The organism is Actinomadura montaniterrae, assembly GCF_008923365.1.
Taxonomy (GTDB): domain Bacteria; phylum Actinomycetota; class Actinomycetes; order Streptosporangiales; family Streptosporangiaceae; genus Spirillospora; species Spirillospora montaniterrae.
In genome coordinates this window covers 24,031-50,414 of sequence record NZ_WBMR01000051.1, presented here as the reverse complement: position 1 = coordinate 50,414, position 26,384 = coordinate 24,031, and the positions used below count along the sequence as shown (strand labels likewise).

23 protein-coding genes are annotated in these 26,384 nt (G+C 71.4%); 9 read left to right on the top strand and 14 right to left on the bottom strand.

What is annotated here, in order from left to right:
• Positions 1 to 155: 155 nt before the first annotated feature.
• Positions 156 to 950 carry an enoyl-CoA hydratase/isomerase family protein gene (locus F9B16_RS19390; RefSeq protein ID WP_151541497.1) on the bottom strand — a complete coding sequence of 265 codons (795 nt, stop codon included), beginning with the start codon at positions 948 to 950 and terminating at the stop codon, positions 156 to 158.
• Positions 951 to 954: 4 nt separating this feature from the next.
• Entirely contained in the window at positions 955 to 1,857 is a 903-nt protein-coding gene (locus F9B16_RS19385; protein WP_151541496.1) for an SDR family oxidoreductase, read from the bottom strand.
• A gap of 288 nt (positions 1,858 to 2,145) precedes the next feature.
• Here F9B16_RS19385 and F9B16_RS19380 point away from each other — a divergent pair, with 288 nt between their 5' ends.
• A complete protein-coding gene (locus F9B16_RS19380) occupies positions 2,146 to 3,225 on the top strand; it encodes an NAD(P)H-dependent amine dehydrogenase family protein (protein WP_151541495.1) in 1,080 nt (359 codons plus the stop codon).
• Positions 3,226 to 3,244: 19 nt separating this feature from the next.
• Here the strand turns inward: F9B16_RS19380 and F9B16_RS19375 are convergent, their stop codons facing one another.
• Positions 3,245 to 3,919 (bottom strand): DedA family protein, encoded by a 675-nt coding sequence (locus F9B16_RS19375; protein ID WP_151541494.1) that lies wholly within the window; start codon positions 3,917 to 3,919, stop codon positions 3,245 to 3,247.
• Positions 3,920 to 4,176: 257 nt separating this feature from the next.
• On the opposite strand from F9B16_RS19375, the gene F9B16_RS19370 reads away from it, so the two are divergent.
• The 6 genes from F9B16_RS19370 to F9B16_RS19345 all read left to right on the top strand — a co-directional run bounded on the left by F9B16_RS19370 (position 4,177) and on the right by F9B16_RS19345 (position 11,769).
• The gene (locus tag F9B16_RS19370; protein WP_151541493.1) at positions 4,177 to 5,097 is read left to right on the top strand and encodes a glutathione S-transferase family protein; all 921 of its coding nucleotides are present in this window, start codon (positions 4,177 to 4,179) and stop codon (positions 5,095 to 5,097) included.
• Positions 5,098 to 5,223: 126 nt separating this feature from the next.
• Complete coding sequence (locus tag F9B16_RS19365; protein WP_151541492.1) at positions 5,224 to 5,895, top strand: AIM24 family protein; 672 nt, start codon at positions 5,224 to 5,226, stop codon at positions 5,893 to 5,895.
• Positions 5,896 to 6,099: 204 nt separating this feature from the next.
• Positions 6,100 to 9,822 (top strand): multifunctional oxoglutarate decarboxylase/oxoglutarate dehydrogenase thiamine pyrophosphate-binding subunit/dihydrolipoyllysine-residue succinyltransferase subunit, encoded by a 3,723-nt coding sequence (locus tag F9B16_RS19360; protein ID WP_151541491.1) that lies wholly within the window; start codon positions 6,100 to 6,102, stop codon positions 9,820 to 9,822.
• Positions 9,823 to 9,918: 96 nt separating this feature from the next.
• Positions 9,919 to 10,101 (top strand): DUF6104 family protein, encoded by a 183-nt coding sequence (locus F9B16_RS19355; protein WP_151541490.1) that lies wholly within the window; start codon positions 9,919 to 9,921, stop codon positions 10,099 to 10,101.
• 107 nt (positions 10,102 to 10,208) lie between these two features.
• Positions 10,209 to 11,033, top strand: coding sequence for a DUF4097 family beta strand repeat-containing protein (locus tag F9B16_RS19350; RefSeq protein ID WP_151541489.1), 825 nt, complete (start codon positions 10,209 to 10,211; stop codon positions 11,031 to 11,033).
• A gap of 1 nt (position 11,034) precedes the next feature.
• Complete coding sequence (locus F9B16_RS19345) at positions 11,035 to 11,769, top strand: PadR family transcriptional regulator (RefSeq protein WP_151541488.1); 735 nt, start codon at positions 11,035 to 11,037, stop codon at positions 11,767 to 11,769.
• Positions 11,770 to 11,832: 63 nt separating this feature from the next.
• Here F9B16_RS19345 and F9B16_RS19340 read toward each other — a convergent pair whose 3' ends face one another.
• From F9B16_RS19340 to F9B16_RS19325, 4 genes are all read right to left on the bottom strand, one after another.
• Positions 11,833 to 12,801, bottom strand: coding sequence for a zinc-binding dehydrogenase (locus F9B16_RS19340; protein WP_151541487.1), 969 nt, complete (start codon positions 12,799 to 12,801; stop codon positions 11,833 to 11,835).
• A gap of 76 nt (positions 12,802 to 12,877) precedes the next feature.
• Complete coding sequence (locus F9B16_RS19335) at positions 12,878 to 13,630, bottom strand: amino acid ABC transporter ATP-binding protein (RefSeq protein ID WP_151541505.1); 753 nt, start codon at positions 13,628 to 13,630, stop codon at positions 12,878 to 12,880.
• A gap of 86 nt (positions 13,631 to 13,716) precedes the next feature.
• Positions 13,717 to 14,664 carry an amino acid ABC transporter permease gene (locus tag F9B16_RS19330; RefSeq protein ID WP_151541486.1) on the bottom strand — a complete coding sequence of 316 codons (948 nt, stop codon included), beginning with the start codon at positions 14,662 to 14,664 and terminating at the stop codon, positions 13,717 to 13,719.
• Positions 14,665 to 14,668: 4 nt separating this feature from the next.
• Complete coding sequence (locus tag F9B16_RS19325; protein ID WP_151541485.1) at positions 14,669 to 15,640, bottom strand: ABC transporter substrate-binding protein; 972 nt, start codon at positions 15,638 to 15,640, stop codon at positions 14,669 to 14,671.
• A gap of 355 nt (positions 15,641 to 15,995) precedes the next feature.
• Here F9B16_RS19325 and F9B16_RS19320 point away from each other — a divergent pair, with 355 nt between their 5' ends.
• On the top strand, positions 15,996 to 17,186 hold the full coding sequence (locus F9B16_RS19320) for an NAD(P)-dependent malic enzyme (protein ID WP_151541484.1): 1,191 nt from the start codon (positions 15,996 to 15,998) through the stop codon (positions 17,184 to 17,186).
• A gap of 71 nt (positions 17,187 to 17,257) precedes the next feature.
• On the opposite strand, the gene sodX is transcribed toward F9B16_RS19320, so the two are convergent.
• Positions 17,258 to 17,671 (bottom strand): nickel-type superoxide dismutase maturation protease, encoded by a 414-nt coding sequence (sodX, locus tag F9B16_RS19315; RefSeq protein ID WP_225991767.1) that lies wholly within the window; start codon positions 17,669 to 17,671, stop codon positions 17,258 to 17,260.
• Between the two features lie 213 nt (positions 17,672 to 17,884).
• Between sodX and sodN the strand changes: the two genes are divergently transcribed.
• Positions 17,885 to 18,283: a superoxide dismutase, Ni gene (gene sodN / locus F9B16_RS19310; RefSeq protein WP_264159737.1), complete on the top strand. Its 399-nt coding sequence runs from the start codon at positions 17,885 to 17,887 to the stop codon at positions 18,281 to 18,283.
• A gap of 54 nt (positions 18,284 to 18,337) precedes the next feature.
• On the opposite strand, the gene F9B16_RS19305 is transcribed toward sodN, so the two are convergent.
• From F9B16_RS19305 to F9B16_RS19280, 6 genes are all read right to left on the bottom strand, one after another.
• Positions 18,338 to 18,808, bottom strand: a complete 471-nt coding sequence (locus F9B16_RS19305; RefSeq protein WP_151541482.1) for a GNAT family N-acetyltransferase — start codon at positions 18,806 to 18,808, stop codon at positions 18,338 to 18,340.
• 65 nt (positions 18,809 to 18,873) lie between these two features.
• Complete coding sequence (locus F9B16_RS19300) at positions 18,874 to 20,109, bottom strand: enolase C-terminal domain-like protein (RefSeq protein ID WP_151541481.1); 1,236 nt, start codon at positions 20,107 to 20,109, stop codon at positions 18,874 to 18,876.
• Positions 20,110 to 20,111: 2 nt separating this feature from the next.
• On the bottom strand, positions 20,112 to 23,150 hold the full coding sequence (locus F9B16_RS19295; RefSeq protein WP_151541480.1) for a glycoside hydrolase family 38 N-terminal domain-containing protein: 3,039 nt from the start codon (positions 23,148 to 23,150) through the stop codon (positions 20,112 to 20,114).
• 33 nt (positions 23,151 to 23,183) lie between these two features.
• The gene (locus tag F9B16_RS19290; RefSeq protein WP_151541479.1) at positions 23,184 to 23,990 is read right to left on the bottom strand and encodes a carbohydrate ABC transporter permease; all 807 of its coding nucleotides are present in this window, start codon (positions 23,988 to 23,990) and stop codon (positions 23,184 to 23,186) included.
• Complete coding sequence (locus tag F9B16_RS19285; protein WP_225991766.1) at positions 23,990 to 24,952, bottom strand: carbohydrate ABC transporter permease; 963 nt, start codon at positions 24,950 to 24,952, stop codon at positions 23,990 to 23,992. The genes F9B16_RS19290 and F9B16_RS19285 overlap by 1 nt, the downstream gene beginning before the upstream one ends.
• A 4-nt stretch (positions 24,953 to 24,956) precedes the next feature.
• Entirely contained in the window at positions 24,957 to 26,234 is a 1,278-nt protein-coding gene (locus F9B16_RS19280; RefSeq protein WP_151541478.1) for an ABC transporter substrate-binding protein, read from the bottom strand.
• Positions 26,235 to 26,384 lie beyond the last annotated feature (150 nt).

The following is a 26,384-nucleotide window of genomic DNA, read 5'->3' as shown; positions in this document are numbered from 1 at the left end:
ATCCAGGGCCCCGGCCACGGGCAGGCGCGCGGAGCGAGTGCAGCGGGCCTGCCCGACGACGGACGACGCGTTTCGCGCGGAGCGCCAGCGGAGCGGGAAACGCGTCGTCCGTCGTAACGGGGGTTCCAGGGGGTCGCCCCCCCTGGGCTGCACGGCTAGCGGTTCTTGAACTGCGGGGGGCGTTTCTGCATCGTCGCGGTCATGCCCTCGGCCAGGTCCTCGGTGAAGAACGCGAGGGCCTGGACGCCGGTCTCCGCGGCGATCTGCCGGCGCAGGCCCGGCACGTCCAGGGACATGTTGAGCAGCTCCTTCGTGCGGCTCAGCCCGTACGGGGACGTCGCGAGCAGCTCGTCGGCGAGCGCCTGCGCGGCGGCGAGGTCGCCGCCCTCCGCGCAGACCTCGTTGACGAGCCCGAGGGCCTCGGCGCGGGCCGCGTCGAGGCGCTGCGCCCGGTAGCAGATCTCCGCGGCCTTCGCCGGGCCGACGAGGCGCGGCAGCAGCCAGGACAGCCCGCAGTCCCCCGCCGACAGGCCGAGGTTCACGAACGGGACGACGAACCGGGTGGTCGGGTCGGCGACCCGCAGGTCGCAGGCCAGCGCCCAGGAGACGCCCATCCCCGCGACCGGGCCGTGCAGCGCCGCGATCACCGGCTGCGGGATCTCCCGCAGCCGCGCGGTGACCTCGCCGCCGCGGGCGATGCCGCGGTACAGCCGCTGGGCGCGGCCCTCCTTGGTCTCCTGGCCCGGATCGCCCTGGATGTCCATGCCGGAGCAGAAGCCGCGGCCGTCCCCGGTGAGCACCACGACCCGGGTGGACGGGTCGCGCGGCAGCTCGTTGAGGACGTCCAGCATCCGCTCGGTCAGCGCGCCGTCGACGGCGTTCAGCCGCTCCGGGCGGGACAGGGCGATGGTGAGCACCCCGTCCCGCCGGTCGAGCCTGATCCCGTCCAACGGCTCAGGAGGTCAGCTGCTGGATGAGCGGGCCCATCTGCTCCATCGGGTTCTTGAACACCGCGAGCGGCTCGTTCGCGTTGATCGCGGCCCAGTTGTCCCGGACGGCCTCGACGGAGAGGGTCTCCTTCTGCCCGTAGCCGGGGCCCTCCGCCACGAAGATCTTCGCGATCCGGCCGCCGCCGACGGTGTAGACCTCGCCGGAGTCCTCGTTGGACTCGTGCACGAGGAAGGCGACGAGCGGGGTGACCTGGTCGACGCCGAGCTTGTCGGCGAAGTCGGCGGGCAGCAGGTCCTCGGTCATCCGGGTCCACGCGACCGGCGCGATGGCGTTGGCCTTGATGTTGTACTTGGCGCCCTCCTGCGCGAGGGTCTTGGTGAACCCGACGAGGCCCATCTTCGCGGTGGCGTAGTTGGCCTGGCCGAAGTTGCCGAACAGGCCGGCGGGCGACGAGGTGTTGACGATGCGGCCGTAGGCGTTGTCGCGCAGATGCGGCCAGGCGGCGCTGGAGACCAGGAACGAGCCGCGCAGGTGCACGGCGATGACCGCGTCGAACTCCTCGACGGTCATGTTCTTGAACGACTTGTCGCGCAGGATGCCCGCGTTGTTGACGACGATGTCGACCTTGCCGAACGCGTCGAGCGCGGTCTGCACGATCGCCTTGGCGCCCTCGGGGGTCGCGACGTTGTCGGGGTTGGCGACGGCCTCGCCGCCGTTCTTCTTGATCTCGTCCACGACCTCCTGGGCGGGGCCGGCGGAGGCGCCGACACCGGAGCGGTCGCCGCCGAGGTCGTTGACGACGACCTTCGCACCGCGCGCGGCGAGCTCCAGCGCGTGCTGGCGGCCGAGGCCGTGGCCCGCCCCGGTCACGACCGCGACACGGCCGTCGTAGCGCAGTTCCGACATCTCTGTCTCCTCACATCGCACCGACTACGCCCCCAGGTAATCATCCGGGGGTTACCCAGTGGTACCACTAAACCGAATCCCGCTCGGCCGCGGCCCCCTCCGATCCCTCCCCGGCGGTCCGCGCGGGCAAGCACCGTGCTCCGTGGGACTTCAGTGAAACTTGCGGCAAATGCCGCATTTCCTGGGGCGTACGGCGTAGTGTCCTCACCCACCCGCATGTCCTCACCCACCCGCGCAACCCGGCCCGGTCCGCACAGGTGCCGCCCCGACATCGGAGGTCCCGTCTCGATGAGCCCTGCCGACGCGTCCAGCGCCCCCCGCCCGTACCGCGTCGTGCAGTGGGCGACCGGCGCGCTCGGCCGCGCCGTGATCCGCGGCGTCCTCGACCGCCCGGGCCTGGAGCTCGCCGGCGTGTGGGTGCACACCCCGGCCAAGGACGGCGCCGACGCGGGCCTGCTCAGCGGACGCGCCGCCACCGGCGTCACCGCCACCCGCGACCTCGGCGCGATCCTCGACCTGGACGCCGACTGCGTCGTCTACGCGCCCGGCCGCGCCGGCGACCCGCTCGCCGACCTCGACACCGTCTGCGCGCTGCTGGCCTCCGGCAAGAACGTGATCTCCATGAACGGCCTCGTCTACCCCCAGGCGCACGGCCCGTCCCTGGTGAACGAGCTGGAGCAGGCGTGCAAGCGGGGCGGGTCGTCGGTACACGGCACCGGCTTCAACACCGGGTTCATGGCGGACGTGATGCCGCTGGCGCTGTCCCGGCTGTCGCGCCGGATCACCCACGTCTACTCCCGCGAGTGCTCCGACTTCGCCCGGCACCCGTCCTGGGGGATGGTGCACCACATGGTCGGGTTCGGCCGCGACGAGGAGGCGTTCCTGCGCTCGCTGCGCCCCACCCGCACCGCGATGCGGTCGCTGTACACCGAGAGCCTGCACCTCGTCGCCGCCGGGCTCGGCGTGGACCTCGACGAGATCGACGTGGACGTCGACTACCGGCTCGCCGGCACCGACCTGGAGATCACCGCCGGCCGGATCCCGCGCGGCACCGTCGCCGCGGCGCGCTGGACGTTCAGCGGGCTGACCGGCGGGCGGCCGGTGATCAGCGTCGAGGTGATCCACAAGGCGGACGCCGCGCGGATCCCCGACTGGGGCGACCCCGGCCACTCGGTGCGGGTGCACGGCCGCCCGTCGATCACCCTCACCACCGACGACGAGTGGGTGTCCGACGAGATCTCCGCCGCCGCGGCGCACGCGCTGAACTCGATCCCCGTCGTGTGCGCCGCCGAGCCCGGCATCCGCACCTACCTGGACCTGCCGCCGGTCACCGGCCGGATGGACGCCACCGCCTCCGGCGGCCTCTGAGGGCCCCGGCCCGCGCCGGCTACGGGAGGGTCTGCTCCACGCGGGACTCCGCCCCGCCGTCGTCCGCCTCCGCCTCGGCCTCCTCCTCGGCCTCCCGGCGGTGCTTGCGGACGCTCCACACCACGATCGCGACGACCGCGATCACCGCGATCCCGATCGCCAGCCCGCGCCCGGCCCACTGCGCGGCCCGGTCGAACGCCTCGCCCGCGAAGTAGCCGCCGAGCGTGAACGTCACGACCCAGGTGAGCCCGCCGAGGAAGTTGAACAGCAGGAACTTCGGATACGGCAGCCGGGAACTGCCCGCCAGCGCGGGCATCAGCGCCCGCAGCAGCGCGGTGAACCGGCCGATGAACACCGCCACCGCGCCGCGCCGCCGGATGAGGTCCTGCGCGCCCTCCACCTTCGCGCGGTGCTTGGCCACCGCGCGGATGTCCAGCAGCCGCGGCCCGTACTTCTTGCCGATCTCGTAGCCGACCGAGTCGCCGGCGACCGCCGCGACGACCCCGATGACCAGCAGCAGCGGCAGCGAGAGGGTGCCCTGGCTGGCCAGCACGCCGCCGACCACCACGGCCGTCTCGCCGGGGAACACGAACCCGACGAACAGCGCCGCCTCCGCGAACACCAGCGCGGCGATCAGCCCGTAGACCAGGCCGGGCGGCAGGCCGTCCACCAGGGTGTTGAAAGTCTCGAGCATGGTCCCCCGCCATCTCGTCCGTCCGGGGCCGCCTCCGGCTGCCGGCCCCTGCTGCGCGCCATGCGATCGTGCGGGCCCGTTTGGCGCGGGCCACCGACGGTTATCGTATGCGCGGGGCCGGTGACCCAGGATCCCCCGGAAGGACGACTTGCCGGCGGCCGGTAGGGCGTGCGGACCGGCGGCCGCCTCCTTCCAGGGTCGCGGTCGCCTCCCCCTGACGGTCGCACCGCACGGTTGACTTTCGGAAGGAACCGGACATGACCGCACAGGAAGTCGAGCGGGGCCGCTTCGTCCGGCAGCCGAACCGGTTCACGGAGCGGATCACCGCGGACGGTTCGAGCGGATACCCCGTGGAGCCGGGCCGGTACCGGCTGTTCGTCTCCTACGCCTGCCCGTGGGCGCACCGCTCGCTGATCGTCCGGCGGCTGCTCGGCCTGGAGGACGCGCTGCCCGTCGCCGTCGTCGACCCGATCCGGGACGAGCGCGGCTGGCGGTTCCCCGACCGCGACCCGGTCACCGGCGCGGTGTTCCTGTCCGAGCTGTACCTGGCGAGCGACCCGTCCTTCGAGGGCCGCTACACCGTCCCGTGCATCTGGGACACCGTGACGGAACGCCTGGTCACCAACGACTTCCCCAACATCACCACGATGCTGGAGACGGAGTTCACCGCGCTCCACCGCCCCGGCGCGCCCGACCTCTACCCGGAGCCGCTGCGCCCGGAGATCGACGAGCTGAACGACCTCGTCTACGACACCGTCAACAACGGCGTCTACAAGGCCGGTTTCGCCAAGGCCCAGGACGCCTACGAGGACGCGTTCGACGCCCTCTTCGCCACCTTCGACCGGCTGGAGGAACGGCTCGCCGGCAGCCGCTACCTGCTCGGCGACCGCATCACCGAGGCCGACGTCCGCCTCTACCCGACGCTCGCCCGCTTCGACGCCGTCTACTACTCGCATTTCAAGTGCAACCTGCGCCGCCTCGTCGACTACCCGAACCTGTGGGGGTACGCCCGCGACCTCTACTCCGTGCCCGCGTTCGGCGAGACGACGAACCTCGACCACATCAAGCGGCACTACTACGGGACGCACGGCGACATCAACCCGTCCGGCATCGTCCCGAAGGGCCCGCTGATCGACTGGACGGCCCCGCACGGCCGCGGCTCCCGGACCGGAGGCTGACACCGGGAACCGGACGCCCGCACCGGGAACCGAACGCCGCTCACTTCACGTCGTACCGGTCACATCCCGTCGTTATGCTGGCGGATCTCCGAAACGATCTCGATGTGAGAGGCAGTACCTCCGACAATGCGCAGCCAGTTCTTCGGAAACATGGACCAGGGGCAGCAGCTCCCCGGCCACTTCGCCCTCCAGAACTCCAAGATGCTCCGCGTCCACCTCAACGGGGACGTCCTGGCCCGGCAGGGCTCCATGGTCGCCTTCCAGGGCCAGATGGACTTCGACTACGAGGGCGCCGGAGGCATCGGCAAGTTCATCAAGAAGGCCGTCACCGGCGAGGGCGTCCCGCTGATGCGCGTCCGCGGCCAGGGCCTGCTGTTCGTCGCGCACGACGCCGCCGACATCCACCTGTTCTACCTGGAGAACGAGGGGCTGACCGTCAACGGCGCCAACATCCTCGCCTACGACTCGCACCTGCAGTCCGACATCCAGCGCGTGCAGGGCGCGGGCATCGCCGCGGGCGGCCTGTTCAACACCACCCTCACCGGCACCGGTTTCGTGGCGCTCACCACGCACGGCACCCCCGTCATGCTCGACTGCGGCCGCGCCCCCACGTTCGCCGACGGCCAGTCCGCGGTGGCGTGGAGCACCAGCCTCCAGGTCGGCGTCAACCGCACCTTCAAGGCCGGCGCGCTCATCGGCCGCGGCAGCGGCGAGGCCATGCAGCTCGCCTACCAGGGCCAGGGCTTCGTCCTCGTCCAGGCCAGCGAGGGCCCCACCGTCCCCCCGCACACCCACTGAGCCGCGCCGCCGGCGGGTGACATCGGTCACCTTTCGGGGCGGCGGATCTTGTCGGAGGCGCGGCCCCGGCTTCGGCAAGATCCCTGTGGCCGCGGGGGAATGGAGGGCGATCGCAACGCGCTGGCATGGGAAGAGGTCAAGTGCGAGTAGCCTTGATAGGTCTCTTATCTCACCTGCGAGCTGCGGAAGAGGGCGATCTCCGCCGTGTCGACAGAGTCGTCGCAAACTAGTGCCGACCCAAAGATCACAGATTTCGGTGCCAACGAGTGGCTGGTCGACGAGCTGTACCAGAAGTACCTCGAAGACCCCAACTCGGTTGACGAAGCCTGGTGGAACTTCTTCGCGGACTACCAGCCGGACACCCGGCCGGCGTCCGTGACCCCCGCGTCCCCCGGCGCACCCCAGACGAGCACCGGAACGGCGGCCGGCGCGGCCGCCAACGGCACCGCGGCCGCTCCGCCGACACCGCAGTCTCCGGTGTCGCCGCCGAAGGCCCCCGCCAAGCCGGCCGACAAGACCGCCAAGCCGGCGCCGAAGGCGGACAAGCCGGCGCCGCCGCCGGTCCCGGCGGGCGCCGAGGAGGTCCGGCTGCGCGGCGTCGCCGCCCGGACGGCCACCAACATGGAGGCCAGCCTCGCGGTGCCGACCGCGACGAGCGTGCGCGCCGTCCCGGCCAAGCTGCTGATCGACAACCGCATCGTCATCAACAACCACCTCAAGCGCGGCCGGGGCGGGAAGGTCTCCTTCACGCACCTGATCGGGTACGCGATCGTCAAGGCGCTCGCGGCGATGCCCGAGATGAACGCCGCGTTCACCGAGGTGGACGGCAAGCCGGTGCTGGTCCGGCCGGAGCACGTGAACTTCGGGCTGGCGATCGACCTGCAGAAGCCGGACGGCTCCCGGCAGCTGGTCGTGCCGAGCATCAAGGCCGCCGAGACCCTCGACTTCCGCCAGTTCTGGGCCGCCTACGAGGAGATCGTCCGCAAGGCGCGCGGCAACAAGCTGACCATCGAGGACTACCAGGGCACCACGATCAGCCTGACGAACCCGGGCACGATCGGCACGGTGCACTCGGTGCCGCGGCTGATGCCCGGCCAGGGCACGATCATCGGCGTCGGCGCGATGGAGTACCCGGCCGAGTTCGCGGGGGCGTCCACCGACACCCTCGCCCGGATGGGGATCAGCAAGGTGATGACGCTGACCTCCACCTACGACCACCGGATCATCCAGGGCGCCCAGTCCGGCGACTTCCTGCGCCGCATCCACGAGCTGCTGCTCGGCGAGGACGGCTTCTACGACGAGATCTTCGAGGCGCTGCGCATCCCGTACGAGCCGGTGCGCTGGGTCAAGGACATCTCCGCCGGCCACGAGGACGACGTCGCCAAGATCGCCCGGGTGCACGAGCTGATCCACGCCTACCGGGTCCGCGGCCACCTGATGGCCGACACCGACCCGCTGGAGTACAAGCAGCGCCGCCACCCCGACCTCGACATCCTCAAGCACGGCCTCACCCTGTGGGACCTGGAGCGCGAGTTCGCGACCGGCGGGTTCGGCGGCAAGCCGACCATGAAGCTGCGCGACATCCTCGGCGTGCTGCGGATGGCGTACTGCCGGACGGTCGGCATCGAGTACATGCACATCCAGGACCCGGAGGAGCGCGCCTGGATCCAGGAGCGCGTCGAGGTCCCGCACGACAAGCCGTCCCGCGAGGAGCAGCTGCACGTCCTGCGCCGGCTGAACAGCGCCGAGGCGTTCGAGACGTTCCTGCAGACCAAGTTCGTCGGGCAGAAGCGGTTCTCGCTGGAGGGCGGCGAGTCCGTCATCCCGCTGCTGGACTCGGTGATCTCCGCGGCGGCGAAGGCCAGCCTGGACGAGGTCGTCATCGGGATGGCGCACCGCGGCCGGCTGAACGTGCTCGCCAACATCGTCGGCAAGTCCTACGGGCAGATCTTCGGCGAGTTCGAGGGCAACCTCGACCCGCGCAGCGCGCAGGGCTCCGGCGACGTGAAGTACCACCTCGGCGCGTCCGGCGACTTCGTCGCCGACGACGGCTCGAAGATCCACACCGAGCTGGTCGCGAACCCGTCCCACCTGGAGACGGTCGACCCGGTGCTGGAGGGCGTCGTCCGCGCCAAGCAGGACCTCCTCGACGTCGGCGAGGCCGGGTTCACGGTGCTGCCGATCCTGATCCACGGCGACGCCGCGTTCGCCGGGCAGGGCGTGGTCGCCGAGACGCTGAACCTGTCGCAGCTGCGCGGCTACCGCACCGGCGGCACCGTGCACGTGATCATCAACAACCAGGTCGGGTTCACCACCGCGCCGGAGTACTCGCGGTCCAGCGTGTACGCCACCGACGTGGCCCGGATGATCCAGGCGCCGATCTTCCACGTCAACGGCGACGACCCGGAGGCGTGCGCGCGGGTGGCGCGGCTGGCGTTCGAGTACCGGCAGACGTTCAAGAAGGACGTCGTCATCGACATGGTCTGCTACCGGCGCCGGGGCCACAACGAGGGCGAGAACCCCTCGTTCACCCAGCCGCTGATGTACGACCTGATCGACGCCAAGCGCTCGGTCCGCAAGCTGTACACCGAGGCGCTGATCGGCCGCGGCGACATCACCGTCGAGGAGGCCGAGCAGGCGCTCCGCGACTACCAGGAGCAGCTGGAGCGGGCCTTCACCGAGACCCGCGAGGCCGTGAAGAAGCCCCTGGAGCCGGGCTCGGTCGTCAAGCCGGACGTCGAGGAGCGCATCCCGATCGACCACGGCAAGGCCGGCACGGCGATCCCGCAGGAGACCGTCAAGCGGATCATCGAGACGCAGGTCAGCCTGCCGGAGGGGTTCACCCCGCACCCGCGGCTGCAGCCGATCCTGCAGCGCCGCGCGCAGATGATCGAGGACGACGCGATCGACTGGGCGACCGGCGAGCTGCTCGCGATGGGCTCGCTGCTGATGGACGGCCACCCGGTCCGGCTCGTCGGGCAGGACACCCGGCGCGGCACGTTCGGGCAGCGGCACGCGGTGCTCGTCGACCGCAGGACGGGCGAGGAGTACACCCCGCTCAAGCAGTTCGGGCAGGGCGTGTCGAAGTTCTACGTGCACGACTCGCTGCTCAGCGAGTACGCGGCGATGGGCTTCGAGTACGGCTACTCGATGACCCGCCCGGACGCGCTGGTCGCGTGGGAGGCGCAGTTCGGCGACTTCGCCAACGGCGCCCAGTCGGTGGTGGACGAGTACATCTCGTCCGGCGAGCAGAAGTGGGGCCAGCGGTCCAGCCTGGTGCTGCTGCTGCCGCACGGCTACGAGGGCCAGGGGCCCGACCACTCGTCCGCGCGGATCGAGCGGTACCTGCAGCTGTGCGCGCAGGACAACATGACGGTCGCCTACCCGACGACGCCGGCGAACTACTTCCACCTGCTGCGCTGGCAGGTGCTGTCGAGCCGGGGCAAGCCGCTGGTGGTGTTCACGCCGAAGTCGCTGCTGCGGCTGAAGGCGGCGACGTCGCCGGTCGAGCAGATCACCGACGGCGCGTTCCAGCCGGTCATCCCGGAGGTCAACCCGGCGGTGGAGCCGGCGGGCGTGAAGCGGGTGCTGCTCACCACCGGCAAGATCTACTACGACGTGGCGAAGGCGCGCGACGCCGCGGGCGCCAACGACACCGCGGTCGTGCGGGTCGAGCGGCTGTACCCGCCGCCGGTCGACGAGATCAAGGCGGAGCTGGCGAAGTACCCGGCGGGCGTCGAGGTGGTGTTCGTGCAGGACGAGCCGGCGAACATGGGCGCGTGGCCGTTCATGGCGCTGAAGCTGCCGCACCACATCGAGGGGCTGAAGATGTCGCGGGTGTCGCGCCCGGCGTCGTCGTCGCCCGCGGTGGGGTCGGCGAAGCTGCACCAGGCCGAGCAGGAGGCGCTGCTGTCCAGGCTGTTCTGACGCTGTCGTGAGCTGACGGGCAGGCCGTGCCGCTCCGCGTCCCGCCGCCGAACCGGCGGGACGCGGAGCGGCTGCGTTAGAGGGAAACGGATCCGCATGTACTTCACTGATCGGGGCATCGAGGAGCTCACCGAGCGCCGGGGCGGCGAGGAGGTCAGCCTGACGTGGCTGGCGGAGCGGCTCCGCGAGTTCGTCGACCTGAACCCCGAGTTCGAGACGCCGGTGGAGCGCCTCGCGACGTGGCTCGCCCGCCTCGACGACGAGGACGACGACGACTGACGCCCCGTTGACGCGCGGCGGGCCGAGATTCGCGATACATCTTGACTTTTCGTTGACGCGACATATCGTGTCAACGGAAGGAACCCTCGGACGAAGGGCAAGAGGCGATGTCGCGCTGGACGATCGACGAACCGACCACGCTGGACTTCGACGGCGTGGTCACGCTGCGCACGACGCTGATCGCCGGCACCGTCTCCGTGCTCGCCTCCGACGAGCGCCCGTCCGTCATGATCAGCGAGGTCGAGGGGCCGCCGCTGATGATCGCGCACGAGGCCGGCATGCTCACCATCACCCACGAGCGGCTCTGGGAGGGCGTGCTGAGCTGGCTGCGCACCCGCAACGCCCGCGCCGCGATCACGGTGACCGTCCCGCACGACTGCCCCGTCACCGTCAACCTGGTGTCCGCCGACGCCGTCATCACCGGGCTGACCGCCCGCACGTCCATCAAGTGCGCGTCCGGCGGCATCACCCTCGACGGGGTGACCGGCGCGGTCGACGCCAACACGGTGTCCGGCGACATCGAGGCGCAGGGCCTGGACGGCACCGTGTCGTTCACCTCCGTCTCCGGCGACCTGGCGCTCGCCGGCGGCGCGGTCGAGCAGCTCACCGCCCGCACCGTCAGCGGCCGCATCGCCGCCGACGTCGACCTGGTCGGCGACGGCCGGATCGAGGTCAACACCGTCTCCGGCGAGGTCGCGCTGCGGATCCCCGAGTCCGCCGGGGCGCGGGTCACGCTGAACGCGGCGGCCGGCCGGATCGAGACGTCCTTCCCCGAGCTCGGCCGCGCCGACCGGGCCGTCGCCACCACCGTCTCCGGCAAGATCGGCGACGGCTCGGGGCGGCTGTCGGTCAACTCGGTGTCCGGCTCGATCACGCTCCTCGGCCGCGGCGACGAGGCCCCGGAGATCAGCACCCCGCGAATGGAGAAGTGAGTTGAGCCCCGTTTTCGGCCACGGCCGGCTCCGCCTGTACCTGCTGAAGCTGCTGGAGGAGAGCCCGCGGCACGGCTACGAGGTGATCCGGATCCTGCAGGACCGGTTCCTCGGGGTGTACTCGCCCTCCCCCGGGACGATCTATCCGCGGCTCGCCCGGCTGGAGGCGGAGGGCCTGGTCACCCACGAGGTGGTCAAGGGCAAGAAGGTGTACTCGCTGACCGACAAGGGCCGCGAGGAGCTCGAGCGCCGGATGGACGAGCTGGCGGAGCTGGAGGAGGAGATCACCGCCTCCGCGCAGGAGTTCGCGCGCGGCGTGCAGCAGGACGTCCGGCAGACCGTCCGGTCGCTGCGCGAGGAGCTGACGCAGGCCGCGCGGACGATGCGCGACCAGGGGAAGGCCACGTCCAAGGAGGCGTGGAAGGAGACCACCGACCGGCAGAAGGACGAGTGGCGGCGGCAGAAGGACTACTGGCGCGAGCAGAAGCAGGCGTGGAAGGAGGAGTGGCGGCAGAACTGGGAGGACGCCTGGAAGACGGCGACCGGCACCCGCGAGGACATCGCCCGCCTGAAGCTGGAGCGGCTGCTGCGCCGGTTCGTCGAGGACGTCCGCAAGGCCGCGAAGCGCTCCCGCCTCGACGACGACGACCTCGCCGCCGTCCAGGCCCTCCTGGACGAGACCCGCGAGCGCCTGCGCACCGAGATCCTCGACCGCGACATCGACGCCCGCGACTGACCGGCGCCTGGAGCGGAGCGCCAGCGGAGCGGAAGGCGCCGGTCAGTCCTGCTCTGGCGTGAGCTACGGGGTGAAGACGATCTTGCCGAAGAGGTCGCCCTCGGCCATCGCGGCGAAGCCCTCGCGGGCCGCGCTGAGCGGCAGCGTCCGGTCGATCAGCGGGCGGGTGCCCGTCTTCACCAGGAACCGCGCGAGCCGTTCGAGCTGCTCGCGGGTGCCCATCGTGGAGCCGACGACCTGGAGCTGCAGGAAGAACACCCGGTTCAGCTCCGCGGGCGGCACCTGGCCGCTGGTGGCGCCGGACACCACGATCCGGCCGCCGGGCCGCAGCGACTTCAGCGAGTGCGACCACGTCGCCTCGCCGACCGTCTCGATGACCGCGTCGACCCGCTCCGGCAGCCGCGCGCCGGACTCGACGGCGACGTCCGCGCCGAGCTCCAGGGCGCGCTTGCGCTTGGCCTCGCTGCGGCTCGTCGCGAACACCCGCAGGCCCGCCGCCGACGCCAGCGCGATCGCGGCGGTCGCGACGCCGCCGCCCGCGCCCTGCACCAGCACGGTCGCGCCGGGCTCCACGCCCGCCTTGTCGAACAGCATCCGGTAGGCGGTCAGCCACGCCGTCGGCAGGCACGCGGCCTCCTCGAACGACAGCTCCGCCGGCTTGCGGACGAGGTTGCGGCGCGGCACCGCGACCTTCTCGGCGAGCGTGCCCGGGTACCGCTCGGACAGCAGGGACCGCTTCGGGTCGAGGGTCTCGTCGCCGCCGCCCCGGTCCGGGTCGCCGATGACCGAGTGGACGATGACCTCGTTGCCGTCCTCGTCGACGCCGGCGGCGTCGCAGCCGAGGATCATCGGGAGCCGGTCGGCGGGGAGCCCGACGCCGCGCAGCGACCACAGGTCGTGGTGGTTGAGCGCGGCGGCCTTCACCGTGACGGTCGTCCAGCCGTCCGGCACCTCGGGATCGGGCCGCTCCCCCAGCGTCAGCCCGTTCAGCGGATGGTCTGCGTCGATCTGTGTGGCCGTGACAGCGAACATGAACGCACACTAACCGCCCGCCCGGAAAGCGCGGCGGCCCGCCCCCGGTCCCGGGGACGGGCCGCACGGCGGGCGGTCAGAGCACCTTGGACAGGAAGTCCTGCGTGCGCTGGTGCCGCGGGTTCGCGAGCACCTCGCGGGGCGTGCCCTTCTCCACGACGACGCCGCCGTCCATGAAGACGAGCGAGTCGCCGACCTCGCGGGCGAAGCCCATCTCGTGGGTGACGACGATCATCGTCATGCCGTCCACCGCGAGCTGCTTCATGACCTCCAGTACCTCGCCGACCAGCTCCGGGTCGAGCGCCGAGGTCGGCTCGTCGAACAGCATCAGCGCCGGCTCCATGGCGAGCGCCCGCGCGATCGCGACGCGCTGCTGCTGCCCGCCGGACAGCTGCGAGGGGTAGCTGCGCGCCTTGTCGGCGAGCCCGACCCGCTCCAGCAGCGCGACGGCCGCCTCGCGCGCCTTCGCCCGCGGGATCCGCCGGACCTGCACCGGCGCCTCCATGACGTTCTCCAGCGCCGTCATGTGCGGGAACAGGTTGAAGCGCTGGAACACCATGCCGATGTCGCGGCGCTGCGCCGCGACCTCGCTCTCGCGCAGCTCGTGCAGCTTGCCGCCGCGCTCCCGGTAGCCGACCAGGTGCCCGTTCACCCACAGCCGCCCGGCGTTGATCTTCTCCAGGTGGTTGATGCAGCGCAGGAACGTCGACTTGCCGGACCCGGACGGCCCGATGACGCACATCACCTCGCCCGGCATGACCTCCAGGTCGATGCCCTTGAGGACGTCCAGCCGGCCGAAGGACTTGCACACGCCCTCGGACCGGACCATCGGCCGCCCTGGCGCGGCGCCGGACGGCCCGTCGCCGTCCGCGGGCTCCGGGGGCTCCGCGCCCGGCTTGCCCAGCCCGACTCCGCTCACCGTTCCCTCCCCTCGACCGCCGTCCGCTGGGCGGTCCGCCGGGCGCGCAGGTTGCTCCACAGCCGCTCCAGCATCGTCTGCCGCTGCGCGGTGCCGCGCCCGAAGTAGCGCTCCAGGTAGAACTGCCCGACCGTGAGGATCGACGTCATGATCAGGTACCAGATGCTGGCCAGCAGCAGCAGCGGGATCGTCTGGTACGTCCGGCCGTAGATGATCTGCACGGAGTACAGCAGCTCGGGCACCGCGATCACCGACACCAGCGAGGACGTCTTCAGCATCGAGATCGTCTCGTTGCCGGTCGGCGGGATGATGACGCGCATCGCCTGCGGCAGCACGATCCGCCGCATCGTCTTCGCGCGGCTCATGCCGAGCGCGCTCGCCGCCTCCGCCTGGCCCTGGTCGACCGACAGGATGCCGGCCCGCACGATCTCCGACATGTACGCCGCCTCGTTCAGCCCCAGCCCGAGGCAGCCCGCGACGAACGGGGTGATCAGCGAGTTCGCGTCGAAGTGCGCGAACGTCGGGCCGAACGGGATGCCGATGGACAGCTGCGGCACGAGCGCCTTGATGAACGCCCACAGCAGGATCTGCACCAGCACGGGGGTGCCGCGGAACGCCCAGATGTACAGCCAGGCGGACCCGGAGATCAGCGGGTTCGGGGACAGCCGCATGATCGCCAGCAGCACGCCGCCGACGACGCCCATCACCATCGCGATGGCGGTCAGCTCCAGCGTCTTGCCGATGCCGGTCATCACCGCGGTGATGGTGAAGTTCTGCCCGATGACGTCCCAGCCGAAGTTGGGGTTGTTGACGACGCTGTAGACCGCCCACACCGCGATGTACGCGATGATCACCGCGGCGACCCAGCGTCCCCAGTGCCGCACGGGGACGGCCCGGATCTCCTCGGGCCGGCCCTCGCGCGACGTCTCGTCCGTGACAGTCATCCGGTCAGCTCGTGGCGCCGTTGATCTGCGGCGAGGTGTTGGCCCCGCTGGTGATGCCCCACTTGTCGAGGATCTTGTTGTAGGTGCCGTCGGCCTGCAGCGCCTTCAGCGCGCCGAGGATCGCGTCCTTGGTGGTGCCGAGCTGCTTGCCGACCGCGATGCCGTACGGCGCGGTGTCGTACGTCGCGCCGGACACCTCGAACTGGCCGCCGGACTGCTTGGCGGCGTAGTCGATGACGGGCGAGTCGGCCAGCACCGCGTCCGCGCGGCCGCTGCTCAGCGCCAGGTTCGCGCCGTTCTGGTCCGGGTACGGCTGGCCGACGGGCCCGGGCTTGCCGGCGTCCTTGCACTTCTTGGTGCGGGTGCCGAGGCCCTTCGCCGCGTCGACGGTGGTGGACACCTCGTCGTTCTGGACGGTGCCCTTCTCGACCGCGACCTTCTTGCCGCACAGCGACAGGTCGTCGGGCTTGAGGTTCTGCGGGTTGCCCTTCTTGACCATCAGCGCGGAGCCGGCGGTGAAGTAGGTGACGAAGTCGACCGTCTTCTCCCGCTCCTTGCTGTCGGTGAACGAGGACATGCCGAGCTGGTACTGGCCGGACTTGATGCCCGGGATGATCGCGTCGAAGCCGGCCTTCTGGAAGGCGAACTCGACGCCGAGCTTCTTGCCCAGCGCCTTGCCGAGGTCGAGGTCCATCCCGATCAGCGTCTTGTTGTCGGTGTCGTAGAACTCGTTCGGCGCGTACGACGGGTCGGTCCCGACGGTGATCTTGCCGGCGGACTTGACGTCCGGGGCGAGCTTGGCGTTCAGCGCGGCGTCCTGGGTGATGCCGGAGAAGATGTCCCCGACGGACTTGGTCGGCGCGGCGGCGCCGCCACCGGAGCCGTTGTCGTCGCCGCACGCCGACAGGGCGAGGGCGCCTGTCAGCACGAGCGCGCCGGCCGCGACGGCGCGGCGGCGCAGAGAACCAGTGATCACAGGTCCCCCTCCAGAGGTCGCAGTGGATCCGCACGGATCCTGAGGTCAAGAGCACATCTTGGCGCACACCTGGCCCGATGCGGATAAAGGGTGCGACACAATCGGACAACGAGGCAGCCCGGCACCCCCGCCGCCACCTCCGGTTCCCGCACTCTACGCGATGATCGTCCCACCATCCGTGACGATCAGTGACGGCCGCCACCGCCCCGCCCCCCGGACCGGCGGGACCCCGTGTGGCACAATCGGACAACGGGTGACCCCCGTACGTCGCGAGATGTCCACCAGGTGACGGCCACCAGACCACACCACCGCGGCGGCATCGCCCGAAAGCCAACTTTCACTGACAGGGGTCGCTGTGGCTGCCGAGCCCATTCCCACCGAACCGCTCTCACTGGACGACGATCCGGCCTTCCCGCTGCACCGCGGCGGCAAGCTGGAGATGCGGTCGACCATCCCGGTCCGCAACAAGGACGATCTGTCCCTCGCCTACACGCCCGGCGTCGCCCGGGTGTGCACGGCCATCGCCGACAACCCCGAGCTCGCCTACGACTACACCTGGACGTCCAAGGTCGTCGCCGTCGTCACCGACGGCACCGCCGTGCTCGGCCTCGGCGACATCGGCCCGGCCGCCTCCATGCCCGTCATGGAGGGCAAGTCGCTGCTGTTCAAGGAGTTCGCCGACGTCGACTCCGTGCCGATCGCGCTGAACTGCACCGGCGTCGACGAGATCGTCGACACCGTGATCCGGCTCGCGCCGTCCTTCGGCGGCATCAACCTCGAGGACATCAGCGCCCCCCGCTGCTTCGAGATCGAGGACCGGCTCCGCGCGGCCCTCGACATCCCCGTCTTCCACGACGACCAGCACGGCACCGCGATCGTCGCGCTCGCCGCGCTGAAGAACGCCGCCCGGTACGTCGGCAAGCCGCTGTCGGAGCTGCGCGCCGTCGTGGCCGGCGCCGGCGCGTCCGGCATCGCCGTCTCGCAGATCCTCATCGAGGCCGGCATCGGCGACATCGCGCTGTCCGACAGCAAGGGCCTCATCTACGAGGGCCGCGACGGGCTCAACCCCGTCAAGCAGCGGATCGCCGCGATCACCAACCGGTCGCACCTGACCGGCTCCACCGAGGAGGCGCTGCGCGGCGCCGACGTGTTCATCGGCCTGTCCGGCAGCACCGTCCACGAGTCGTGCGTCGCGACCATGTCCGACGGCGCGATCGTGTTCGCCCTCTCCAACCCCACCCCCGAGGTGCACCCGGACGTCGCGCGCCGGCACGCCAAGGTCGTCGCCACCGGCCGCAGCGACTTCCCCAACCAGATCAACAACGTGCTCGCCTTCCCCGGCATCTTCCGGGGCGCGCTGGACGTGCGCGCGCACTCCATCACCGAGGGCATGAAGCTGGCCGCCGCGAACGCGCTGGCGGACATCGTCGGCGACGACCTCACCGCCGACTACATCATCCCCAACCCGTTCGACGACCGGGTCGCGCCCGCCGTCACCGCCGCGGTCGCCGCGCAGGCCCGCGCCGAGGGCGTCAACCGCGTCTGACCCCCGCCCGACCCGCCGCGCCTCGCGCCGGCCCGCGCTCCCCACCCGCGGAGCGCGGGCCGCACCGCCTCCTACCGTCCGGCCGCGGCCCGACCGGCCCCCGGACGGACGGACGCGCGCCGCCACGGCCAGTACCGGGCCACGACGCGGCCGAGGACGAGGCCGTCCGGCACGGCCCCGAAGTCCCAGCTGTCGCGGCGGCCGCGGGCGCGCTGGTTGTCGGACTCCAGCCACCAGCCGCTCCCCGACCGGTGCGCCACCCGCTTCACGATCAGCACGTCCGCCCGCTCCGGGTGCCGCGCGACGACGACGTCCCCGGGGCGGGGCCGGGCGCCCGCCAGCACCACGAGCCAGTCCCCCGGCGCCAGCGCGGGCAGCATCGAGTCGCCCTCGACCGCGACCGTCCGCAGCCGCCCGCGCGTCCCGGCCAGCGCCAGCAGCAGCGCCCCGCCGAGCGTCCAGGCCACCGGGTGGCGCATCCGCATCGCTCTCCTCGCCTCCGTGCACGGGCGCTTTCGCGCGCTGGACCGCATAGTCGCGCGGCCACGGGTACATCTCACCGCTGGAAGGGGTTCCGGGTCGCGCCGCGGTCCGGGTCCTAGGCCGAAATACCGAGCGCCCTGGCCGGACGGGCCCAGGGGCACAAGGGTAATGTCGGTGACCTGAGCATGATCCGCAACGAGGGAAGGGAATCGCAGGTGTTCAAGCTTCTGCGCCCGAAGACCACGGTCTCCGCGCACTGCGACCTGCCGTGTGGCGTCTACGACCCGGCGCAGGCCAGGATCGAGGCCGAGTCGGTCAAGGCGATCTGCGAGAAGTACGCGGCCAACGAGGACCCCGAGTTCCGCGCCCGCGCGATCCTGATCAAGGAGCAGCGCTCCGAGCTGGTCAAGCACCACCTGTGGGTGCTGTGGACCGACTACTTCAAGCCGCCGCACTTCGAGAAGTACCCCCAGCTGCACCAGCTGTTCAACGAGGCGACCAAGCTCGCCGGCGCCTCCGGCACCAAGGGCAGCATGGACCCGAAGGTCGCCGACGACCTGCTCGGGAAGATCTCCGAGATCGACAAGATCTTCTGGGAGACCAAGCAGGCCTGAGCACGGCCCGCTTCGAGGCCCGGTCCCGCTTGGGGCCGGGCCTCGGTCGTTCCGTTACGAGCGGGCCAGGTCGGTGAGGGCCTCGCCGGTGAGGCGGTAGGTCGTCCATTCGTCCTGGGGGCGCGCGCCGAGGGCCTTGTAGAAGCCGATGGCGGGTTCGTTCCAGTCGAGGACGGCCCACTCGACGCGTTCGTAGCCGCGCTCGTCGGCGATGCGGGCGAGCTCGGTGAGCAGCGCCTTGCCGTAGCCGTGGCCGCGGACGCCCGGGTCGACGAACAGGTCCTCCAGATAGATGCCGTGCGTGCCGTTCCACGTGGAGAACGTGAGGAACCACACAGCGAACCCGGCGACGCGGCCCTCGTGCTCGGCGATGAGCACGTGGGCGCGCGGGTCGTCGCCGAAGAGCCGCGCGTGCAGCTGCTCCTCGGTGGCCTTCACCTCGTGCAGGGCGCGCTCGTACTCGGCCAGCTCGCGGATGAGCCGGAGGATCGCGGGGACGTCGTCGGGGGCGGCTGGGCGGATCATGCCGAAAGGCTATGCCAGGCCGCCGCGTGCGCCGTCCGCGGGCGCCGGAGCGCTGGCCGCGGCGGTTAGAGCGCGGCCAGGGGCGTCTCCGGGTCGGCCCACCGCTCGTTCGGGACGAGCGGGTACCAGCCGGGGCGTCCCGGGTCGCGGTCGTAGGGGTAGCCGCCGAGCTCGCGGTACAGCTCGGCGTATTCGGCGACCTTGTCGCGGTCCAGCGTGACGCCGAGGCCGGGCCCAGACGGCACCGCGATCCGCCCGTCCGCGTACTGGAACGGGCCGCCCTCGATGACGTCGCCGGCGAGGTGGTGGTAGTGCGCGTCGGCGGCGTAGGTGAGGTTCGGCAGGACGGCGCCGAGGTGCAGCATGGTGGCGAGCTGGATGCCGAGCTCGCCGGACGAGTGGACCGACACCCCGAGCTGGAAGGTGTCGCAGATCCCGGCCGCCTTGACGCACGCGCGGATGCCGCCCCAGAACGTCGTGTCGAGGAGGACGACGTCCACGCTGCGATGCAGCACGTTGGTGGCGAGCTGCTCGAAGTTGACGACGACCGTGTTGGTGGCGAGCGGCGTGGGCGTCCTCTCGCGCACGAGCCGCAGCCCTTCCAGGCCCCAGACGGGGTCTTCGAGGTAGTCGTTGTTCAGGTGCTCGATGGCCTTCGCGAACCGGAGGCCCTCGTCGAGGCTCAGCACGGCGTTGGGGTCGTAGCGCAGCCGGTCGCCGGGGAACGCCTCGGCGAGGGCCTTGTAGCACTCGAGTTCGTAGGCGGGCGGGAAGACGCCGCCCTTCAGCTTGTGGACGGTGAAGCCGTGCCGTTCCTTCAGGTCGCGGGCGTGCGCGACGAGCTGCTCGGGGGTGCGGACCTCCGGCGTCCGGCCGTCCGCGCCCGGGTAGCGGTAGAAGAGGTAGGACGCGAACGGGACGCTGTCGCGGACGCGCCCGCCGAGCAGGTCGTGGACGGGCACGCCGAGGTGCTTGCCGACCAGGTCGAGGCAGGCGAACTCGATGGCGGCGAGCATCTGGGTGCGGTTGTTGTACAGGCTCGCCGTCGGGTTGGCGATCTTGAAGCGGAGGGCCTCCAGCTCGAACGGGTCGTGCCCCTCCAGGTAGGGCGCGAGGGCGCGGAAGGCGTCCTCGGCGGACTGCCCGCCGCCGCCCATCTCGCCCAGCCCGACCAGGCCGTTGTCCGCCTCGACCTCGACGATCGTGCGGACGAAGCGGCCCCAGTGCGCGCCGTTGCTGTGCAGCAGCGGCGCCTCCAGCGGCACCGCGACGGTGGTGGCCCGGATGTCGGTGATCTTCATGCTCAGAGGTTCCCCTTCACCGTGACGGCGACGATCCCGCAGGCGGGCAGGCGGACGGTCGCGGCGCCGTCGCGGACGGGCGCCTCGGCGGCGTCGCGGCCGAGGCCGGAGTCGACGGTCGCGGCGCGCATCCCGGGGACGGTCAGCGCCGTCTCGACGGGCGCGGCGGCGAGCGAGCGGAGCCGGACGACGAGGTCGGGGCCGTCCCGCCCGATCGAGGTGATCTGGACGTCGGGGTCGTCGACGGACGCGTACGCCTCCACCGGCGCCGCCCGCCCGGTCCCGGTCGTCAGCGTCGCGACGAACGGGTCGGTGAGCCCGGCGGCGGCGAGGGCGCCGAGCCGCCGGCCCGGGACGTCGCCGGCGGCGGACGCGACGGCGTACCGGAAGGTGGTCTCGCCCTGCTGCTGGGACGGGAAGTTGGTGTCCCAGATGTTGTTCAGCGCCCAGGAGTAGACGGTGGCGGGCTCGTCGTCGATGGTCGGCGGGAACGGCGCGTACGGCATGTGGATGGAGCCGAACTGGACGAGGGGCGCCTCCAGCGTCGCCCACGCCACGGTGAGGTCGGGGTCCTCGAAGGCGACCCAGTGCCGGATGGGGCGCATGTGCTCGGCCGATCCGGGGACGCTCGGCACGCCGGTGCCGCCGACGCCGCCGGTCAGCTCCCAGGCGGCGGGCGGTCCGCCGGCCGCGAAGGGGAAGGCGAAGAACACCGCCTCCTTGGTCGCGGTGGGCTGCTTGCCGAGCTGGAAGCGCAGGTCGAGGCGCGGGACGCCCGCGTGCAGTTCGAGGGTCGTGCGGATCCAGTCGGCGCCCTTGCCGGTGAGCTCCACGACGAGGCGTTCCCCCACCGGGGTGCGTTCGCACTTCACGACGGCGGCGTGCCGGCCGAGGGCGCGGTCGCCGAGGAGCGTCCGGTCGTGCACGAGCATGTGCCCGGACATGTGGTTGAAGTGGGGGGCGGTCGCGTACCGGTCGTAGACGTACTGCCCGAATCCGGCGGCGGCGTCGGCGTTGACCAGCTCGCGGCCGGCGGCCTTGTCGAAGACGGAGGCGAGGTGGCCTTCGGCGAGGTCGTAGGTGACGCGGTAGTACTCGTTCTCGATCACGCCGTCGCGGCCGAGGTCGACGGGTTCGGGCGCCGGGTTCTCGCCGCGGACGACGTCGAGGCGCACGCGTCCCATGCCGGGGACGTCCGGGACGACGGCCTCCAGGTGGCGGCCGATGGGCCGGGTCGGCCACTCGTCGGGGTCGACCTCCTCCTCGTGGTGCGGCAGCGGGTCGCCGGTGCGGGCGTCGATCAACGTCACAGGAACGTCGACGGGGACCACGTCGCGCGGCAGGAACGCGCGGACGACGTCGGTGCGGGCGGTGCCGCCGGGGTTCAGGACGGCGAACGAGGCGAGCGCGCCCGGCGCGGGTGCGAGCGTGGCGCCGAACCGCCGCGAACCGGCCTGCAGCAGGTCGAGGGCGTCGTCGTAGGACTGGTAGCCGACCGCGGACTTGCGGGTCCACTGCAGGCCGCCGGAGTCGGTGCCCTCCTCGGCGTCCTCCCACGGGTTGGCCGCGCCCCAGGTGTGCTCGTCGAACAGCGCCGCCTTGTCGTAGGCCTCGTCCAGGCCCTCGGCCTCGGCGCCGGCGAGGGCGTGCAGCGTCTCGGCGGTGCGCAGGACGTTCTGGGCGCGGCGGACGTGCCCGAGCGGGCGGGCGCCGGAGCCGAGGCCGTCGGCCCACCAGTCGGTCCAGTCGCCCTCGTGGACCGGGAGCCGGTCGTGGTGGTGCTCCTCGACGTGCTCGAAGAAGTCGGCGTTGGTCGCCATGCGCAGCCGCGGGTACTCCCATGTCGCGTTCCAACGCAGCGCGATGTCGGCGGGCATGATCGACGGGCCTGCGTTGTCGGCGTGGGCGCCCTGCACCCGCAGGTGTACGGCGTCGAGGACGTCGGGGGCCTTGTCGGCGCCGACCTGGCCGGGCGCCGCGTACCAGCCGAAGGTGCCCGGCCCGTACGGGTAGGGGCGGTCGGCGAGGGAGGACAGGTAGCGCGGGAGCAGGTCCTCGGCGAGGTCGTAGCCGTCGACGAGGCCGACGGTGTTGCCCTCCATGTACGCCATGCCGTGCGGGGTGTCGGTGAACCAGACGATCAGCTCGCGGCCGCTCGGCGCGCGCCAGCGGAACGGGCGGCCGAGCTTGTCGCCGCCGGTGATGTACGGGACGGAGCGTCCCGCCCAGTTGTGCGCCGCCGCGAGGTAGCGGACGCCCGCGGCGTTGAGCGCGTCGACGACGCCGACGACCGCGCCCGGGATGTCGGTGTGCATCGCCGAGCGGACGTCGATGCCGTGCCGGTCCCGCAGGTCTTTGACGAACCGGAGCTGCCGGTACAGCTCGTCGGTCGAGCACGCCTCGGTGTGCAGCTGCATGGGGAACGCGGTGACCTCGATGTTCCCGCTGCGGGTCCGGTCGACGAACTCGGCGACCTGGTCGTCCGGGCGGGTGGCGAGCCAGCGCAGCGCGGGCAGCGACGACTCCACCGACCAGCGGAACCGGGCGTCGTCGGGCCGCCCGTCGGTCTCGCGGGAGAGCCGGAGCGCGGCGTCGAGGTAGTCGAGGTGGTGGCGCAGGACGGTGCCCTGGGTGTCGGTGTAGCCGATGTCCAGGTGCGAGTGGTGGACGACGAAGACGCTCCACTTGCGCTGCGGGGTGACGTCGAGCGGGGCGGCGCCGACGAGGCCCGCGCCGTCCCGCACCTCCAGCGTGAGGCGGCGCGGGGCGTCGACGGCCGGGACGAGCAGGGTCGCCCGGCCGGCGTCGTCGGTGCGCTCCTCGGCGTCGCCGAGCCGCAGCGCCAGCCCGGGGCCCGCCTCGATCCGGACGGCCTGCCGGAGCGCGCCGGCCGCGTCCCGCCTGAACAGCGGGACCACCGCCGCCCGCACCGACAGCCCGCGGACCGCGAGCACCTCGGCGGAGGTGTCGTGGCGGAGGGCGGCGCGGATTCCGTCGTAGTCCGGGGAACCGAGGCTCTCCGTCAGGAGCCGACTGGTCATCCGTGTCCTTTCAGAATGACTGTGACCGGGGGATCAGAACTGGGCGAGCGTCAGCCCGCGGGTGAACAGCCGCTGCGTCGCCAGGAACAGCACGACCGTGGGGAGCGAGACCACGAGCCCGGCGGCGAGCGCGACCGGGACGGGCGTCCCGGCGTACACGTCGGTGGTGAGCGCCGACAGCTCCGCCCAGACCGGCCGGACGTTGTCGGACTGCGCCAGCGTCAGCCCGAACAGCAGGTCGTTCCAGACGTAGGTGAACTCGAGGATGAACACCGCGGCGAGCGCGGCCGACGACAGCGGCAGGTAGATGCGCCAGAAGATGCGGAAGGTGGACGCGCCGTCCAGCCGCGCCGCCTCGAAGATCGAGACGGCCACCGAGCCGAAGAAGTTGCGCATCACCAGCGCGGCGAGCGGGACGCTGATCGCCGTGTGGACCAGCACGAGGCCCATCTGGTTGTCGTACAGCGACACCTTGCTGTAGCCGACGAACAGCGGCACGAGCAGCATCTGGAACGGCACGACCGTGCCCGCGAAGATCACGATGAACCAGAGGAACCCGAACCGGACCCGCAGCACCACGATCGCGTATCCGGCGAGCGCCCCGAACAGCACGGCGAGCGCGGGCGCGACCAGGCTGTAGATCGCGGTGCTGCCGAGCGTGGCGCCGACGTCGGTGCGGCTCCACGCCTCGCTGATGTTGTCGAACAGGCCGATCGAGCCGGGCGGCTTCACCGCGTCGGACGGGTCGTAGTCGCCGGCGGGGCGGACGGCGTTCGCGACGATGAGGTACGTCGGGAACAGCCACACCAGGCCGAGGACGATCAGCACGGCGCGGCGCATCAGGAGCCCTCCCTGGCGAGCTGGTGGCGCAGGTAGACGTAGGAGGCGAGGCCGGTGACGGTGGTGAGCGCCACCGCGATCGCCGACCCGTAGCCGTACTCGTCGGCGACGAAGACCTGCCGGTACATGGTCACCGCGAGGGTCTCGGAGGTGCGGCCGGGGCCGCCCTGCGTCATCACCCAGACGATGTCGAACGTCTTCAGGCTCGCGACCAGCGCCAGCCCGAACACGACGGTGGTGAGCGGCCGCATCAGCGGCCAGATGACGTGCCGGAACAGCTGCCAGCCGGACGCGCCGTCGATCCGGGCGGCCTCGATCGGCGCGCGCGGGATCGACTGGAGGCCGACGACGAACAGCAGCATGTTGACGCCGAGCTGCTGCCACGCCCACACCACGATCATCGCGAGGGTGTTGCGCGGGCCGTCCTGGAGGAACTCGGTGTGGCCGCCGGGCATGCCGAGGAACGACAACACCTGGTTGGCCATGCCGTCGGGCTGCAGGATGAAGCCCCAGATGAGGCCGAGGCCGGCGCCCGACATGGCGTACGGGACGAGGAACGGCAGCCGGTACCAGGCGCCGCCCTTGATGTTGTACGACAGCACGGCGACCAGCAGGCCGAGCCCGACCGGCAGGATCGTGGTGCCCGCGACCCACAGCAGCGTGTTGCGGACGGAGGTGAGCAGCGCCTCGTCCTGGAACAGCCGCCGGTAGTTGTCGAGGCCGGTGAACTTCGGCGACCCGAGCCCGTCGTAGCTGGTGAGGCTGAGGTACGCCGTCCACAGGAACGGCAGGTAGATCAGCACCGCGACGAAGAGGACGGCCGGGGTGAGGTAGGCGTGCCGGAAGCGGCCGTGCATCGCGAACCCGCTCGGGACGCGCCCGCCCGTCCCGCCGCGGTGGGGCCCGCCGCGCGCGCGTCGGTGCGGGGTCCCCGCGCGCACGGCGGTCGTCTGGTCGGTCATCGGTTCAGCTTCCGGCCTTGTGGTTCTTCCAGTAGTCCTCGTTGGCCTTCTGGATGTCCTTGAGGACGCTCATGTACGAGCCGGGCTTGCTGAGGAAGCCGTCGAACCCGCTGAGCGCGGCCGTCAGGACGGGCGCGGGCGCTGCCTCGAAGTAGCGGAGCACGAGCCGGTTCTGGCCGCTCGCCGCCTCCTTGGTGACCTTGTCCAGCTCCGGGTCGGCGATCTTGACCTTGGGGTTTCCGGACACGTCGCCGCGCGCGTTGGCCCACTTCTCCTGCGCGGCGGGGGTCACCCACCACTTCAGGTACTTGGTGCTGGCGGCGGCGTCGGGGGCCTTGCGCAGCGAGCACAGCGGCCCGCTCTCGAAGATCAGCGACCGCTTCGGCAGCGACGGCTGGACGTTCGGGATGAGGAAGAACCCGTAGTCGGTGCCGAGCTTGAGGCCGCGCTGGGTCATGCTGGTGTTGAACCAGGTGCCGCTGATGACCATGGCGGCGTCGCCGGCCTTGAAGTGGTCGGCGGGGTCGGCCTTGTCGCCGGGGTTGGAGAAGTAGCCGGCGTCGATCATCGACTTCCACTGCTCCATCACCTTCACCACGCCGGGGTCGGTGTAGGACGCCTGCCCGGTGGACAGCCGCTCGTAGAGGTCGGGGTCGGTGCCGGCGAGCAGCTGCTCGAACCAGGCGAAGGAGAACAGCGAGGTCGGCGTCGTCTGGTTGAACGGGACCTGGCCCTTGCTCTTCAGCGTCTGGGCGATCTTCATCAGGTCGGCCCAGGTGCTCGGCGGCGTGAGGCCGTACTTCGCGAAGATCTTCTTGCTGTAGAACATGCCCCAGTACCCGGTGTTGAGCGGCACGCAGTACTGCTTGCCGCCGACCGTGTAGTACTTGGCGAGGTCCTGGGTGAGGTCGCCGCTCTTGATGGCGTCCTGCCAGATCGACGTGGTCTCGGCGACCTGGTTCTGCTCGACGATCTCCTGGAGGCGTCCGCCGGTCTGCCAGGTGAACAGGTCCGGCTTGACCTTGGTGCGGAACGAGGACTTGATGAACGCGGTGTAGGTGGGCTCGTCGGTGTACCCGACGGGCGTCATGTCCAGCCCGGTCTGCTGCTTGCCCAGCGCGCTCATCTGCTCGAAGAAGGGCTTCCACGCGCCCTTGTCGTTGTAGAGCCTGAGCCCGGACTTCGACCCTCCCGAGTCGTTGCCCGAGGCGCAGCCCGCGACCGCGGCGAGCGCCGCGGCCGCCGCGAGGACGGCGGTCGTGCGCATGCGCATCGACGGCATGGGGGCCTCCCTGGTTCGTGGGGTGGTTGGAGGTCGGCTGAGGGTGTTCTGGGTGTGCTGAAGGGAACCGCCGGCCCTGCGCGGGCGCGGGCGGCCGGTGACGGACGGTGGGTCGTGGGCGGTCGGGGGGTCGGGCGGGCGCTCGGGCGG

Bases quoted from the DNA above. Each gene is read 5' to 3' on its own strand.
- sodX (WP_225991767.1), bottom strand. From the start codon at position 17,671: ATGCGGATGCGCCACCCGGTGGCCTGGACGCTCGGCGGGGCGCTGCTG.
- F9B16_RS19375 (WP_151541494.1), bottom strand. From the start codon at position 3,919: ATGCTCGAGACTTTCAACACCCTGGTGGACGGCCTGCCGCCCGGCCTG.
- F9B16_RS19285 (WP_225991766.1), bottom strand. From the start codon at position 24,952: ATGACCGACCAGACGACCGCCGTGCGCGCGGGGACCCCGCACCGACGC.
- F9B16_RS19295 (WP_151541480.1), bottom strand. From the start codon at position 23,150: ATGACCAGTCGGCTCCTGACGGAGAGCCTCGGTTCCCCGGACTACGAC.
- F9B16_RS19340 (WP_151541487.1), bottom strand. From the start codon at position 12,801: ATGTTCGCTGTCACGGCCACACAGATCGACGCAGACCATCCGCTGAAC.
- F9B16_RS19305 (WP_151541482.1), bottom strand. From the start codon at position 18,808: ATGATCCGCCCAGCCGCCCCCGACGACGTCCCCGCGATCCTCCGGCTC.
- F9B16_RS19300 (WP_151541481.1), bottom strand. From the start codon at position 20,109: ATGAAGATCACCGACATCCGGGCCACCACCGTCGCGGTGCCGCTGGAG.
- F9B16_RS19380 (WP_151541495.1), top strand. From the start codon at position 2,146: ATGAGCCCTGCCGACGCGTCCAGCGCCCCCCGCCCGTACCGCGTCGTG.
- F9B16_RS19335 (WP_151541505.1), bottom strand. From the start codon at position 13,630: ATGGTCCGGTCCGAGGGCGTGTGCAAGTCCTTCGGCCGGCTGGACGTC.
- F9B16_RS19290 (WP_151541479.1), bottom strand. From the start codon at position 23,990: ATGCGCCGCGCCGTGCTGATCGTCCTCGGCCTGGTGTGGCTGTTCCCG.
- F9B16_RS19350 (WP_151541489.1), top strand. From the start codon at position 10,209: ATGTCGCGCTGGACGATCGACGAACCGACCACGCTGGACTTCGACGGC.
- F9B16_RS19330 (WP_151541486.1), bottom strand. From the start codon at position 14,664: ATGACTGTCACGGACGAGACGTCGCGCGAGGGCCGGCCCGAGGAGATC.
- F9B16_RS19385 (WP_151541496.1), bottom strand. From the start codon at position 1,857: ATGTCGGAACTGCGCTACGACGGCCGTGTCGCGGTCGTGACCGGGGCG.
- F9B16_RS19370 (WP_151541493.1), top strand. From the start codon at position 4,177: ATGACCGCACAGGAAGTCGAGCGGGGCCGCTTCGTCCGGCAGCCGAAC.
- F9B16_RS19365 (WP_151541492.1), top strand. From the start codon at position 5,224: ATGCGCAGCCAGTTCTTCGGAAACATGGACCAGGGGCAGCAGCTCCCC.
- F9B16_RS19355 (WP_151541490.1), top strand. From the start codon at position 9,919: ATGTACTTCACTGATCGGGGCATCGAGGAGCTCACCGAGCGCCGGGGC.
- F9B16_RS19280 (WP_151541478.1), bottom strand. From the start codon at position 26,234: ATGCCGTCGATGCGCATGCGCACGACCGCCGTCCTCGCGGCGGCCGCG.